Raw genomic sequence first — 13,988 nt, 5'->3', positions numbered from 1 at the left:
CAGATATGATGGCATCTTCTGCAGTAAGCAAAGGTTCAAACACTCCGCCATTAGCATCAAAGGCAGCAGCATATAATATTGTATCCTCTGTGCCATAGAAATGTGCAATCTTTTGTTCTAAGGTTTTATGAATATCTTGTGTACCACAGATAAAACGAACAGAAGACATACCAAAGCCATGTGTATCCATAGCATCTTTAGCGGCTTGTATAACATCTGGGTGAGATGAAAGACCTAAATAATTATTGGCACAAAAATTTATAACCTCTTGTCCTGTATTAATTTTTATAACGGCATCTTGTGGAGAAACAATTACCCTTTCCTCTTTAAAGAGTCCGTCATTTTTAATGTTCTCAATTTCTTGCTGTAAATGTTCTTTGATTTTTCCGTACATATTCCTTTATATATAATCTAATTCTATTTCTGTATTAATGTATACAATGATTTTGTGATCAATTGTGTAACCCATATTTGAAAAACTTTGGGCATATGCATTTATTTGATGATGGTATTTGGTGTTTTGTTCCCCAGTTTTATAATCTATAATGGTAGCGTGGTTATTTTTAATCACTACCCTATCTGGTCTTTGAACGGTACCATCTGCAAGTAATAAGTCGCGTTCATTTAATACCTCTACATCACTTTGGTAAAATTGCGTCAAATCTTTATGAAAGATGACCTTTTTTACAATTTCCTTTATCCCGTTTACTTCTTGTTCTTTGATCAGTCCTTTTTGTAGTGCCATTTGTACTGCTCTATCTAAATTCGAGGTCGTGTAAATAGCGCCTAATATATAATGTATAACATTACCTTGATTAATGGCAATATCTAAACCTTCATCCCATAAAGTACCTGCTAGGGCAAGAATCTTAAAATCGGGTCTATTTTTATTGGTATATATATAAGGTATAGTTAATTGATCTGTACTAGTTTGCTTTTTAGTACTTTGTAGCGGTAATTCACCAAAATCATATGATAATTTATCTTGTTGATATTCGCCAATACTCTTTAAAAAATGAATAAATAGCCCAGAGTAGTAATTGGTATTGTGTTCGCCCTTTTTATCTAGTTTGTTGGCGCTAATGATAAATAGTGCTTTAACCGCTCTGGTAAGTACTACGTACAAAAGGTTGAAAGCATCTAGCTGTAATTTCTGATGGTCTATTTCATACAGCAAAGATTCTAGCTCGCCATATTCTTGTACTTCTTGCTTTTTATTGATGAGAACTTCAGAAAAGCCGAGAAATTCCTCTTTATTTACCGGAAGCCATAATTTAGGATCAATTTCTTCATAAACGTTAGAATCGGCATATGGAAAAATAACTACCGGAAACTCTAAACCTTTAGATTTGTGAATGGTCATGATCTGTACCGATTCAATATTTTCTGGTGTACTAATGCTTGCCGAATTACCTTTCTTGTCCCAATAATCTAAAAAAGACTGCATATCTGAACCATATTTCTGTTCCACGTCAAAAACAAGATCCATAAAAGCAGAAAGGTGAGCATCTGAAGAAGGGATGAGGTCAAAAGTTTTTATGGCATAAGCTAATCCGTCAAACACCGAAGCCTGTCTAAGTTTAGAAGCATCAAATCCATATACTTCTAACAGGTGGTCATCTAGCTTGCCAAGGTTCTCATATATATAAGCGTGTTTATCACTTTTTCCTTCAGATAGAAAATTTAAAATCTCATATTGAATCTCTTGTTCAGTAGGCTGAACCATATATCGAATAAGCTGCACCAAGAAAATTGCTTTTGCACTTTCGCTAAGTAACAAAGAGTCAGACGAAACAACAGGTATTTTATGCTGCATTAAAAAATCTGCCAACAGTAGACCATGCTTTTTCTTTCTAATGATAATACAGATGTCACTGTAGGTGTAGCCTTGGTCTAAGCATTGCTGAATAGTCGCTAAGGTGTTTGCAGCATATTCGTCATCGTTATCTTCTTCTAACAGGGAGATATGTACATAGCCACCTTCTTTCTGATTGGTTTCTTGGGTATTTCCTTTTTTAAAGAACTCTTGGTAAATGTCGTTCTCTAAAAATGGACTTATACTTTGAAAAAAGTTGTTGTTGAAATTGATGACTTCTGCATAACTTCTGTAGTTTTTGGGTAAAGTTACCAGGTCTGATGCTATGGTAAACGGATGCGTTTGGTGTGTTGCCAGTTCTAGAAACTGTTCTGCTTTACCACCACGCCATCTATAAATAGCTTGTTTTGGGTCGCCCACCAAAAATAGGGAGCCGGTGCTTCCTAATTCATCTTCACCCTCCATGGCACTCCCAATTAAAGGAATGAGGTTTTCCCATTGCATTTGTGAAGTATCTTGGAATTCATCTATAAAGTAATGACGGTACTTTTCTCCAAGTCGCTCGTAAATAAACGGTGCAGGTTGATCCTTGACCTCTTTGGCAATTAGGGTGTTGAATTCTGAAATAGACAGTTGGTCTTTTTCTTCTTGAATAATCTTCAGTTCTTTTTGAATGGCGTTCAACAATGCAAAAGGGATAATGTTTCTATTGATATTGGCATAGAGTCCCCTTTTATAAATCAATTGCTTTATGGCTTGGTAATGCTGAAGTAGTTGTGGAGCTAAATCTTCTGGTGCATTTTTAACAGTAGCTTTTACAATTTTGCCTTGAATTAAATTATCCTCTAGTTTGTTATTGTATAGTTGGGTAGGCGTAAAGTTGCCGGCTATTATTTTCTTAAAATGATTAGGTAATGTTTCTCTTGGGAAATCTTTAAGGTCTAATCCTGTTGCAGTGATAGTATCAATAGAAGCAGAGGCTAGTTCAATAATACGTGCCTCTAGAGTTTTTGTTTGTTTTTTAAGATGTGTTTGTAATTTTAGGAAGTCGCCTAATTCAACATCTTTTAATTGCTTTAAATGTTCTGCATTGTTTTCATCGAAAATGAGTTTGCCTATTTTTAAAAGATCGAATCCAATATCCCAGCTACGGTCATCTTCAATTTTTTCTAAAGCAAAATCTAAAAGCACCTTTGTGAATTCTGGGTCTTCACCTGCTTTGCTGATTACACGTTCAACGGCTTCTTGTAAAAGAAGATCCACATCAAGTACCACCTCAAAATTTTGCGGGATTTTTAAGTCTTTTGCAAAAGTTCTTATTAGTCTGTGTGTAAACTTATCAATGGTAGAAATATCAAAAAAGGCGTAATTGTGTAATATTTGTTTTAACCGAAGTTTGCTTAGTGCGGGTAATTCTTCAAAGGTATAACTAGTTTCATTTAAGATGTCATTGAATAACGGATTTGCATCTTCAATAGACGTGGTATTAGAGAATTCGAACAAGCTGTTCAAGATTCTATGTTTCATTTCATTTACCGCTTTGTTGGTAAATGTGATAGCTAAAATCTTTCTAAAATTTTGAGGAGAAGCCAGTATAATTTTCAAGTATACCTTGGCAAGAGCATAGGTTTTGCCAGATCCCGCAGAAGCATTGTATATGGTAAAAGAATTACTAGACACAGATTTTTACCGCAAATTAAGGATTCCTGTACAGTTCTTAACAAATTATTACGTGAATATAAATGTTAAAATCCGTAACTTTGAAATACAATTAATATAAATCTAAAAATACATAAATTATGGCTTTTGAACTACCAAAATTGCCTTACGCTTATGATGCTCTTGAGCCTCATATTGATGCAAGGACAATGGAAATACATCATACAAAACATCATAACGGTTATACAACGAAGTTAAATGCTGCTATTGAAGGTACGGACCTTGATGGTAAGTCTATAGAGGATATTTTAACTGGTTTGGATATGAGTAACGGTGCTGTTAGAAATAATGGTGGCGGATTTTATAATCATTCTTTGTTCTGGACAATCTTATCTCCAAACGGAGGCGGAAAGCCAAGTGGAGAATTAGCAGCTGCAATTGATAGCGCTTATGGTTCTTTTGAAGAATTCAAAAATAAATTTACTACGGCGGCAGGTACTAGATTTGGTTCTGGTTGGGCATGGTTATGTGTTCATGAAGGTGGTAAAGTAGAGGTATGTTCTACACCAAATCAAGATAATCCTTTAATGCCAGGTGTTGAATGTGGAGGACAGCCAATCTTAGGATTAGACGTTTGGGAACATGCATATTACTTAAATTACCAAAACAAGAGACCAGACTATATTGAAGCATTTTTCAATATCATTAACTGGGATGAGGTATCAAAAAGATACGCAAGTAACAAATAAGAAAGAGTAGAAATATTCTTAACTATCTTGTAAGAAACCACTTATGAATTATTCATGAGTGGTTTTTTTTGGTTTTAAAATAGAAAAGGGCGGAGAAGTCTCCACCCTTTTCGTCCCAAATCTTACCATAAACTTAACCTACTTATGCTATGGCAAGACTAAATTACTGGTATTGAGTAAATAAAAAAAGGATTTTTGAGAAAAAAATTAACTTTTATTTAGATGAAGATGTTTTTATAGGGGTGGGTTGTAAGGGGTAACTAGCTGTTTTATAAGCCAATTGGTATAAAATAAAAAGACGAAGCATAGCTCCGTCTTTTCCCCAAATCTTACCATGAACTTAACCTACTTATGCTATGGTTCTGTAAATATATATGCATTCACTATTTTATGATAAGCTGATCGTTGTACGTCACAAACTTAGGTTGTACTACTAGATTTAAATATTGAGGATGATTAGTATACTGGTGGAGATAGAAATTAGTATAAAATAAAAAGACGGAGCATAGCTCCGCCTTTTTCCCCAAATCTTACCATGAACTTAACCTACTTATGCTATGGTTCTGTAAATGTAATCTGCATGCTAATCAATGTAAAAGGTATTGGCTGAACGTCTCGTAATAACGTTAAAGAGGGTAATGTGAAGAAACGGATTACAATACTGTACCGTATGAAATATTAGAAAATAAAAAAGGCGGAGAAATCTCCACCTTTTTTGCCCCAAATCTTACCATGAACTTAACCTACTTATGCTATGGTAGCTCTAAAAGTAAAGCTGGTTAAGTCAAATCGACCATTCAGTCGATAAAATGCTATATTCGTCGATGAAATACACAAAGCAAGTGCATTTCATCGATATATTATTTAATAAGCCCGTTCATTATTTCCTTCGTAAAAGTTTATGAATGCTCTATTAACTACTCTGTTTCCACCTGGTGTTGGGTAATTACCGGTAAAATACCAATCTCCTAAATTCTTAGGGCATGCCTCGTGTAAGTTTTCAATAGTTTGGTAAATAATGGAAACTTCTGCTTTTATTCCGTCAGGACTTAATAACTCACCGGTTTTCTTAGAAATCTCCTTTGCCGTAAACGGAGCATAGAATTCTTTCACGTAGTTGATGACATCATTATCATGACTATCAACTTGAGTTAAGCATTTTTTATAGATATCTTCTACAATGTGCATTGAGTTGTTGTCTTCGTGTAATGCCAATGCTGCTTTGAAAGCAATAAAGTCTTCCAGTTTTGCCATATCAATACCATAGCAATCCGGGTATCTTATTTGCGGAGCAGATGATACCACGATAATTTTCTTAGGTGATAATCTGTCCAATATTCTTAGAATACTCTTTTTAAGCGTTGTGCCACGAACAATACTATCATCAATTATAACAAGATTGTCCCCTTTTTTTACTGAACCATATGATATGTCATAAACATGGGCTACCAAGTCATCTCTGCTACTGTCTTGAGTAATGAAAGTTCTCAGTTTTGCATCTTTAATGGCTACTTTCTCTATTCTTGGTCTTACATCTAATATTTCATGTAATTGTTCACCGGTAATACCAGTACCCAAAGCTAATATTTGCTCTTCCTTTTTCTTGTTCAGATAGTTTTGAGCTTCTTTCACCATACCGTAGAAAGAAGTTTCTGCCGTATTTGGTATGTATGAGAACACGGTATTTTTAATGTCCTCGTTTATAGATTCTAAAATCTGAGGAAATACTAATTTACCTAAAGCTTTACGTTCTTGGTAAATTTCTTTATCACTACCCCTAGAGAAATAAATACGTTCAAAAGAACAGGCTTTACGCTCTTTAGGTTCTTGAATTTGTTTAATATCGCTTGTGCCATCTTTTTTAATGATGATTGCGGCACCTGGGTCTAACTCTTTTACTTCATCATAAGGCACATTGAAAACCGTTTGTATAGCTGGTCTTTCTGATGCTACTACGACAACTTCATCATCTCTGTAGTAATACGCAGGTCTAATTCCGCTAGGGTCTCTAAGTACAAAAGCATCACCATGGCCTAACAAACCCGCCATAGTATAACCACCGTCAAAATTTTTGGCAGCTCTTTTTAATATTTTATACACCTTTAAGCGTTCGGCAATTATTGGGGAGGCTTCTTGTTTTGTGTAACCTTCTTTTTTTATTTGCTTGTATAATTTAGCAACCGCATCATCAAGAAAGTGACCAATCTTTTCCATTACCGTAACGGTATCTGCCATTTCTTTTGGGTGCTGTCCTAGCTGAATAAGATTGTCGAACAGTTCATGAACATTGGTCATATTGAAATTACCTGCAACGATAAGGTTACGGTGCATCCAATTGTTCTGTCTTAAGAATGGGTGTACACTTTCAATACTGTTTTTGCCAAATGTACCATAACGTACATGTCCTAAAAGTAGTTCTCCTATATAAGGTATATGCTTTTTTTGCAATGCCACATCATCTTCATACTCCGGATGCTCTTTAAGTTCCGTATTAATACGATCGTTGATTTGGGCAAAAATATCTTGTATAGGTTGCTGCTGACAAGAACGTACGCGACTCATGTAACGTTCCCCTGGTTTAACATCTAATTTAATACTGGCGAAACCCGCACCGTCTTGACCACGATTGTGCTGTTTTTCCATCATTAGATACATTTTATTTACACCATAAAATGCTGTTCCATACTTTTCCTTGTAATACTCTAAGGGTTTTAACAACCGTATTACAGAAATACCACACTCATGCTTAATTGCGTCACTCATTGTTTTTGGTATTAAAAAAACCCCAAAATATTTTGGGGCTAAGGTATTATTGTAATTCTATGTCAAACTGAGTCAGTTTTTTAAACTGATGCAGCCTCTCTCTAATTTCTTTTCGATCTAAATCAATCATTCTTTCTGTGCCAAATTTCTCTACACTAAAGGATGCTAAATTAGATCCATGAATAATAGCCTTCTTCATATTTTCAAAAGAGCTATCATTGGTCGCTGCCAAGTATCCTGAAAAGCCACCTGCAAACGTATCACCTGCACCTGTAGGGTCAAAAACCTCTTCTAAAGGTAATGCCGGTGCAAAGAAAATTTGGTCTTCGTTAAATAATAAGGCGCCGTGTTCTCCTTTTTTGATCACCACGTATTTTGGACCCATGGTAAAAATCTTCTGTGCTGCCTTAACTAAAGAGTATTCGCCAGTTAATTGTCTAGCTTCCTCATCATTAATAGTTAGTACATCTACTTGTTTAATAACTTCCATTAAATCATTTAGGGCGTTGTCCATCCAAAAATTCATGGTGTCCAAGATGATTAATTTAGGTCGTTTTTTCATTTGGTTGATCACACCTAATTGAACAATTGGGTGAAGGTTGCCCAACATTACAACATCTGCATCATTGTAATTTTCAGGAACAACAGGGTTAAAGTCTTCTAAAGTATTTAGTTCTGTAACTAAGGTGTCTCTAGAATTTAAATCGTTATGGTATTTACCTTTCCAAAAGAATGTCTTACCACCTTTTACGATTTCTAAAGCAGAAATGTCAATACCTCTATCGGTTAAAAGATCTAAATATTCTTGTTGTAAATCATCACCGACTATAGATATAATGGCTGAATCAACCTCGAATTGAGATGCGGCTAATCCAATATAGGTGGCTGCGCCGCCTAAAATTTTATCTGTTTTGCCAAAAGGAGTTTCGATGGCGTCAAAAGCGACAGTACCTACTATTAAAAGCTTGCCCATAAAATTGTAAAAATTTAAGCTGCAAATATACGATTTTGAAGGGCTAATTAAAATGGTTTTTCAAATACAAATTGTAATAGTTATCAAAGGTGAATTGTTGATATAAAATGCCAATTATTTCCTACCAAAATCAGCAGGAATTTCTCCCCAAGCCTTTGTTTCCCATTTTACGATAACGGTAGTGTATTTATTTTTCTTTAACCAGTCCTCAGCTCTAGCTACGAGCTCAAAAAGATTTTTGTTTTTGGTAGATGCTGTTAATTTGGTATTACATTTTTTTTTGCGCACCCAACTCATGGCCGTTCTAGAATCTGTGTAGATAATGCGGTCACTATTGCGCTCTTTCAAAAATGCTAGTCCATGGACCAGTGCTAAAAACTCTCCAATATTATTGGTGCCTTGAGGAAAAGGTCCTTGTTTAAATAGTTTTTTACCCGTTTTGGTATCTACACCTTGGTATTCCATAACTCCGGGGTTTCCGCTAGAAGCCGCATCAACAGAAATGGAATGGTAATTTGGCAAACCTATTTTTGCCAATTCTTCTTTAGATAAGGTAGAAGTGTTTTTTTTCTTTCCTTTAAAATCGGCATAATTACCATTGTAGGCTTTTTTGGCGACTTCAAAAGATTCAAAAGATTTGTATTCTGCACCGGCATAGTTTGCAATAGATTTTTTGCATTCCTTCCATGAATCAAAGATGCCTGGCTTTTTACCTTTCCAAACAACATAGAATTTTCCCTTTTTCGCCATTATTGTATCGCTAAAATTTCGTCAATAACTTTTGGGAAGTACTCATATTCTAGTTGATGAACCTTGGCAGCAATATCTTCTGCAGTGTCGTTATTGGTAAGAGTTGCTTTTGCTTGTTTAATAATCGCCCCTTCATCATAATGTGCATTTACATAATGTATGGTAATACCGGTTTCGGTCTCTTTATGCTCTTTGACTGCATTATGAACGTTCATGCCATACATACCTTTGCCGCCATATTTAGGCAACAGTGCAGGGTGAATATTTATAATCTGCTTTGGGAAAGCATTGGTGATAGATTCTGGTATTTTCCATAAAAAGCCGGCCAATACTATAAGGTTAGGTTCTAAAGACTGTAACATATTAAGAATAAAGTCGCTTTTAGTAAATGCCTGTCTATTGAAAAATAAGGCATTAATTTCAAGTCTGTTACAGCGTTCAATGACTTTGGCATCGCTTTTGTTAGTTAATACACAGCATATAGTAACATCTTTGCGGAGTTTAAAATAGTTGGCAATGTTTTCAACATTAGATCCTGAACCTGAGGCAAAAAGAATAATTTTTTTGGTTTTCAATAGAAGTGGTCTTTTTAAGAGAGCGAACAATGAAATTAAAATCGGCAAATAAAGCAAATTTAAAGCTTGTCAGAATTTAGAAAAAAACGATTACCATTTACAGTTCTAATACCTCACTACTTTTTAATACCTTTTATCAACGTTACCGAAACAAAATATTAATATGGTAAAATTACAGCACATGTCTTTAATTTTATTAAATTACCATACATTTTAACGACAATTAGTGTAATTAAACCAAAGTTTTTTATTTTTGCCTTCAATTTAAATTTTTAAAACAAATATTATTATGTCAGACATTGCATCAAGAGTTAAAGCTATCATCGTTGATAAATTAGGAGTTGATGAAAACGAAGTGGTAACCGAGGCTAGCTTTACTAACGATTTAGGCGCAGATTCATTAGACACAGTAGAGTTGATAATGGAGTTCGAAAAAGAATTTGATATTCAAATTCCAGACGATCAAGCTGAGAATATCGCAACTGTTGGTCAAGCGATCAGCTATATAGAAGAAGCGAAGTAAAGCATGTTTTCTTAAATAGAATTCAAATTATCCATGTGGTAAACGCTCCGCATGGATAATTTTTTTTAATTTACGCTTGGTTTAGATTTAAACAAATAAAAGTTAAATGCAGTTAAAGCGAGTTGTAGTTACAGGTTTGGGGGCACTTACCCCAATAGGTAATAATATTGAGGAGTATTGGAATGCACTGGTCAACGGTAAAAGTGGCTCAGCACCAATTACTTATTACGATACGGAAAAATTCAAGGTAAAATTTGCATGTGAGCTAAAGGATTACAAGACCGAAGATCACTTTGAAAGAAAAGAAGGCCGTAAGTTAGATAGATTTGCACAGTATGCACTTGTATCTTCTGACGAAGCTATTTTTGATTCTAAATTAGATTTAGAAAAAGTTGATAAATTTCGTGTTGGTGTAATTTGGGGAGCAGGAATCGGAGGATTGGAAACTTTCCAGAACGAGGTCATGAATTTTGCCAATGGTGATGGTACACCAAGATTCAATCCATTTTTTATACCAAAGATGATTGCTGATATAGCACCGGGTAACATATCTATAAAACATGGTTTTATGGGTCCTAACTATACAACAGTTTCAGCTTGTGCCTCTTCGGCCAATGCAATGATAGATGCCTTGAACTATATACGTTTAGGTCATTGTGATGTTATTGTAACCGGTGGTAGTGAAGCAGCTGTAACCATTGCAGGTATGGGTGGTTTTGGAGCAATGCATGCATTATCAACAAGAAACGATAGTCCTGAATCGGCTTCAAGACCTTTTGATGCAACCAGAGATGGTTTTGTTTTAGGTGAAGGAGCAGGAGCTTTGGTTCTTGAAGAATATGAGCACGCTGTTGCTAGAGGAGCAAAAATATATGCAGAAGTAGCAGGTGGCGGTATGTCAAGCGATGCTTACCATATGACGGCGCCACACCCAGATGGTATTGGTGTAGTTAGAGTAATGGAAAATTGTTTAAGAGATGCAGGTATGTCAATTGAAGATGTTGATGCCATAAACACTCATGGTACTTCAACACCTTTAGGTGATGTAGCGGAACTTAAGGCAATTACCAAGGTATTTGGTGAACATGCCAAGAAAATAAATATCAATTCTACCAAGTCTATGACCGGTCACTTATTAGGTGCGGCTGGCGCTATCGAAGCAATTGCATCGATATTGGCAATGGAGCATGGTGTTGTACCGCCAACCATTAACCATACCACGGTAGATGAGAATATAGATCCTAGTTTAAACCTTACATTGAACAAAGCTCAAAAACGAGATGTAAAAGTTGCCATGAGTAACACATTCGGTTTTGGTGGACACAATGCATGTGTGGTTTTTAAGAAAATTGATTAATTAGTTTTATGTCATTTCCCACAAACTTATTTAATTCCCATCCAAAAGAGGATGGGGATTTTTTTTTGGGAATAACCAAAATTTTAGGTTTTAAGCCTAAAACATTGTCTTTTTATAAAAAAGCCTTTCTTCATAGGTCAATGAATAAAAAAGATGAAGAGGGTAATGCTATGAATTATGAACGCTTAGAATTCTTAGGAGATTCTATGTTAGGTACCATAATATCTAAGCATCTTTATAATGAAGTACCAGAGGGCGATGAAGGTTATCTTACTAAAATGCGATCTAAAATTGTTAGTAGAGAACATTTAAACGAGTTAGGTAAAGACCTAGGTTTGATTAATTTTGTGGAAAGTAGAATACCAAAATCACATTTTGGCCAAAATATACATGGTAATGTGTTCGAGGCTCTAGTCGGCGCAATATATATGGATCGCGGTTATAAATACTGCGAAAAATTTATATATAAGAGAGTCGTAGACCCCTATGTTGATATTGAACAATTAGAAGGTAGGGTCATAAGTTATAAGAGTTTGGTAATCGAATGGTGTCAAAAGAAAAAGAAAACTTTTGATTTCGATGTTTATGAAGACACAGGCAACGACCCCTTAAAACATTTTGCTGTTAAACTTTCAATAGGTGGTAGCGTTGTGGCAAAAGCAAGGGCAACTTCAAAGAAGAAAGCTGAAGAAAGAGCTTCGAAAAGAGCCTTTTTTGCTTTGCAGGATAAAATGGGAAATTAATCATTTAACAAATTGATAAAAAGCTAACATTTTATTAACTTTTAATGTGTTTTTATCAATTTATCTAACTAGGCTTTATAGCTTAGAAGTTCTATATTTACCGTTTTGTTGAAGTATGGCTACGACTTATAAAATAAATGATGATTTTTATGATGAATCTTTTAGCCTTATCGCTTTACACACTACCTTAGAAGATTTTGCATTGGCCTACGGCTTAAATAAAACTATTAAGGCAAAATTTGTAAGAGCAAAAAAAAATTTTATTCTTGATGAGAATAAATCGTTCCCCATTTTTGAATGGGAAGATGAGTATAATGATATGTATTGGATATTAATTGCCAATCATAGTACCGAAAAAGAGCTCATAGTTCATGACGATTTGTTTAAGAATGAAACAACATATAAAATGCCTAGGCTCATACCTGAGTATAAAGATGTTGACTATCTATTAAAAATAGAAACAGAGAAGGATGTTGATATAAACTCCTTATTAAAGAACATATTAATGTTGCCCAGAGTTATGGCAGCATATGAATTAAGTACTGACAAACTAAAATCAAAGAACAATCTAATTTTTTAAATATGCCAACTGTAAAAAAGACGAAAATTGTAGCGACATTAGGTCCTGCAACTAGCAAGAAAGAGGTACTCAGGAGCATGATTGATGCAGGAGTAGATGTATTCAGAATTAACTTTTCTCATGCAGATTACGATGATGTAAAAGAGCGCGTAAACATGATACGTGAGTTAAATGATGAAATGGATACGTACACATCTATTTTAGCAGATTTACAAGGACCAAAATTACGTGTAGGCGTAATGGCAGGTGACGTTGTAGTTAGCCCAGGTGATGAAATAACATTTGTTACGGGTGAGCCTTTTGAAGGTTCTGCCGAACGTGTTTACATGAATTACAAAGAGTTTCCAAGAGATGTAAAAGCTGGGGAGCGTATTCTTTTAGATGATGGTAAATTAATGTTCGAGGTTGTTAAAACTAATGGACAAGATGAGGTTCTGGCCAAGGTAATACAAGGTGGGCCGTTAAAATCTAAAAAAGGTGTTAACCTTCCTAATACAAATATATCTTTACCGGCACTTACCCCAAAAGATATCAAAGATGCAGAGTTCGCTATTTCTTTAGAGGTAGATTGGATCGCACTTTCTTTTGTTCGTTTTAGTCAAGATTTAATTGATCTTCAGAACATTATCAATAAACATTCTGAGCATAAAATTCCAATCATTGCTAAAATTGAAAAGCCAGAAGCTGTAGAGAATATCGATAAAATTGTTGCTTATTGTGATGGTTTAATGGTAGCTCGTGGAGATTTAGGTGTAGAAGTTCCTGCACATGAGGTTCCGTTGATTCAAAAGCAATTGGTACTAAGAGCTAAGAAAGCCAGAATACCTGTAATTATTGCAACTCAAATGATGGAGACAATGATTACTAGCCTTACGCCAACACGAGCTGAGGTAAATGATGTTGCCAATTCAGTAATGGATGGTGCAGATGCAGTGATGCTATCTGGAGAAACTTCTGTAGGTAATTACCCTGTTCAAGTTATCGAAAAAATGTCAAGTATTTTAGAAAGCGTAGAAGGGTCAGATTTAATTCATGTACCGCATGATCCACCACATATTCGTACAAAGAGATTCATTACTAAATCTATTTGTTACCATGCCGCTACAATGGCAAACGATATTGAGGCGAAGGCAATTTCAACCTTAACAAATAGTGGATATACTGCTTTTCAAATTTCTGCTTGGAGACCAAGTGCACATATTTTGGTATTTACATCAAACAGAAGAATACTTACACAATTGAATTTGTTATGGGGTGTAAAAGCTTTTTACTATGATAAATTTGTGTCTACAGATGATACTGTTGATGATGTAAACCGTATAGCTTTCAATAAGGGATACTTACAAGTTGGTGATATGATCATTAGCCTTGCGGCAATGCCTATTAAAGATAAAGGTATGGTGAATACCTTAAGAGTAAGTGAAATAGAATCGGGCGATATTTAGTCAGATTTTAATATTTATAGTTTATGAAAAAGGGTCGCTAATTAGCGACCCTTTT

12 protein-coding genes are annotated in these 13,988 nt (G+C 35.0%); 6 read left to right on the top strand and 6 right to left on the bottom strand.

Annotated features, from left to right (window positions below; translation table 11 throughout):
- Both ABJI11_RS08315 and ABJI11_RS08310 read right to left on the bottom strand, forming a co-directional pair.
- Window positions 1-394, bottom strand: a 394-nt coding sequence (locus ABJI11_RS08315; RefSeq protein ID WP_348351155.1) for an aminotransferase class I/II-fold pyridoxal phosphate-dependent enzyme, incomplete at its 3' end; no start/stop codon positions are given.
- 6 nt (window positions 395-400) lie between these two features.
- Window positions 401-3,496: a UvrD-helicase domain-containing protein gene (locus tag ABJI11_RS08310; protein WP_348351153.1), complete on the bottom strand. Its 3,096-nt coding sequence runs from the start codon at window positions 3,494-3,496 to the stop codon at window positions 401-403.
- 119 nt (window positions 3,497-3,615) lie between these two features.
- Between ABJI11_RS08310 and ABJI11_RS08305 the strand changes: the two genes are divergently transcribed.
- Window positions 3,616-4,224 carry a superoxide dismutase gene (locus ABJI11_RS08305; RefSeq protein ID WP_348351151.1) on the top strand — a complete coding sequence of 203 codons (609 nt, stop codon included), beginning with the start codon at window positions 3,616-3,618 and terminating at the stop codon, window positions 4,222-4,224.
- Between the two features lie 864 nt (window positions 4,225-5,088).
- Here ABJI11_RS08305 and ABJI11_RS08300 read toward each other — a convergent pair.
- The 4 genes from ABJI11_RS08300 to ABJI11_RS08285 form a co-directional block, all read right to left on the bottom strand.
- A complete protein-coding gene (locus ABJI11_RS08300) occupies window positions 5,089-6,987 on the bottom strand; it encodes an amidophosphoribosyltransferase (RefSeq protein ID WP_348351149.1) in 1,899 nt (632 codons plus the stop codon).
- Between the two features lie 46 nt (window positions 6,988-7,033).
- Window positions 7,034-7,960 (bottom strand): PfkB family carbohydrate kinase, encoded by a 927-nt coding sequence (locus tag ABJI11_RS08295; protein WP_348351147.1) that lies wholly within the window; start codon window positions 7,958-7,960, stop codon window positions 7,034-7,036.
- 114 nt (window positions 7,961-8,074) lie between these two features.
- Window positions 8,075-8,710, bottom strand: coding sequence for a ribonuclease H family protein (locus ABJI11_RS08290; protein ID WP_348351145.1), 636 nt, complete (start codon window positions 8,708-8,710; stop codon window positions 8,075-8,077).
- Window positions 8,710-9,285, bottom strand: coding sequence for a phosphoribosylglycinamide formyltransferase (locus tag ABJI11_RS08285; protein ID WP_348351143.1), 576 nt, complete (start codon window positions 9,283-9,285; stop codon window positions 8,710-8,712). Before ABJI11_RS08285 ends, ABJI11_RS08290 begins: the two co-directional genes overlap by 1 nt.
- Before the next feature lie 289 nt (window positions 9,286-9,574).
- Between ABJI11_RS08285 and ABJI11_RS08280 the strand changes: the two genes are divergently transcribed.
- From ABJI11_RS08280 to pyk, 5 genes are all read left to right on the top strand, one after another.
- Window positions 9,575-9,808: an acyl carrier protein gene (locus tag ABJI11_RS08280; protein WP_008269813.1), complete on the top strand. Its 234-nt coding sequence runs from the start codon at window positions 9,575-9,577 to the stop codon at window positions 9,806-9,808.
- A gap of 106 nt (window positions 9,809-9,914) precedes the next feature.
- Window positions 9,915-11,165 (top strand): beta-ketoacyl-ACP synthase II, encoded by a 1,251-nt coding sequence (gene fabF / locus ABJI11_RS08275; RefSeq protein WP_348351141.1) that lies wholly within the window; start codon window positions 9,915-9,917, stop codon window positions 11,163-11,165.
- A gap of 8 nt (window positions 11,166-11,173) precedes the next feature.
- The gene (gene rnc / locus ABJI11_RS08270; RefSeq protein ID WP_348351139.1) at window positions 11,174-11,908 is read left to right on the top strand and encodes a ribonuclease III; all 735 of its coding nucleotides are present in this window, start codon (window positions 11,174-11,176) and stop codon (window positions 11,906-11,908) included.
- Window positions 11,909-12,023: 115 nt separating this feature from the next.
- Window positions 12,024-12,488, top strand: coding sequence for an IPExxxVDY family protein (locus ABJI11_RS08265; protein WP_348351137.1), 465 nt, complete (start codon window positions 12,024-12,026; stop codon window positions 12,486-12,488).
- A gap of 2 nt (window positions 12,489-12,490) precedes the next feature.
- Window positions 12,491-13,933: a pyruvate kinase gene (pyk, locus tag ABJI11_RS08260; protein WP_348351135.1), complete on the top strand. Its 1,443-nt coding sequence runs from the start codon at window positions 12,491-12,493 to the stop codon at window positions 13,931-13,933.
- Window positions 13,934-13,988: the final 55 nt, after the last annotated feature.

Origin of the sequence: Maribacter sp. (assembly GCF_039968975.1) — a bacterium.
In the GTDB taxonomy this organism is placed as follows: Bacteria; Bacteroidota; Bacteroidia; order Flavobacteriales; family Flavobacteriaceae; genus Maribacter.
The sequence above is the reverse complement of the archived record's forward strand: the minus strand, read 5'-3'. Positions and strand labels throughout refer to the sequence as shown.

Bases quoted from the DNA above. Each gene is read 5' to 3' on its own strand.
- ABJI11_RS08290 (WP_348351145.1), bottom strand. From the start codon at position 8,710: ATGGCGAAAAAGGGAAAATTCTATGTTGTTTGGAAAGGTAAAAAGCCA.
- ABJI11_RS08305 (WP_348351151.1), top strand. From the start codon at position 3,616: ATGGCTTTTGAACTACCAAAATTGCCTTACGCTTATGATGCTCTTGAG.
- ABJI11_RS08265 (WP_348351137.1), top strand. From the start codon at position 12,024: ATGGCTACGACTTATAAAATAAATGATGATTTTTATGATGAATCTTTT.
- rnc (WP_348351139.1), top strand. From the start codon at position 11,174: ATGTCATTTCCCACAAACTTATTTAATTCCCATCCAAAAGAGGATGGG.
- ABJI11_RS08280 (WP_008269813.1), top strand. From the start codon at position 9,575: ATGTCAGACATTGCATCAAGAGTTAAAGCTATCATCGTTGATAAATTA.
- ABJI11_RS08295 (WP_348351147.1), bottom strand. From the start codon at position 7,960: ATGGGCAAGCTTTTAATAGTAGGTACTGTCGCTTTTGACGCCATCGAA.
- pyk (WP_348351135.1), top strand. From the start codon at position 12,491: ATGCCAACTGTAAAAAAGACGAAAATTGTAGCGACATTAGGTCCTGCA.
- fabF (WP_348351141.1), top strand. From the start codon at position 9,915: ATGCAGTTAAAGCGAGTTGTAGTTACAGGTTTGGGGGCACTTACCCCA.
- ABJI11_RS08300 (WP_348351149.1), bottom strand. From the start codon at position 6,987: ATGAGTGACGCAATTAAGCATGAGTGTGGTATTTCTGTAATACGGTTG.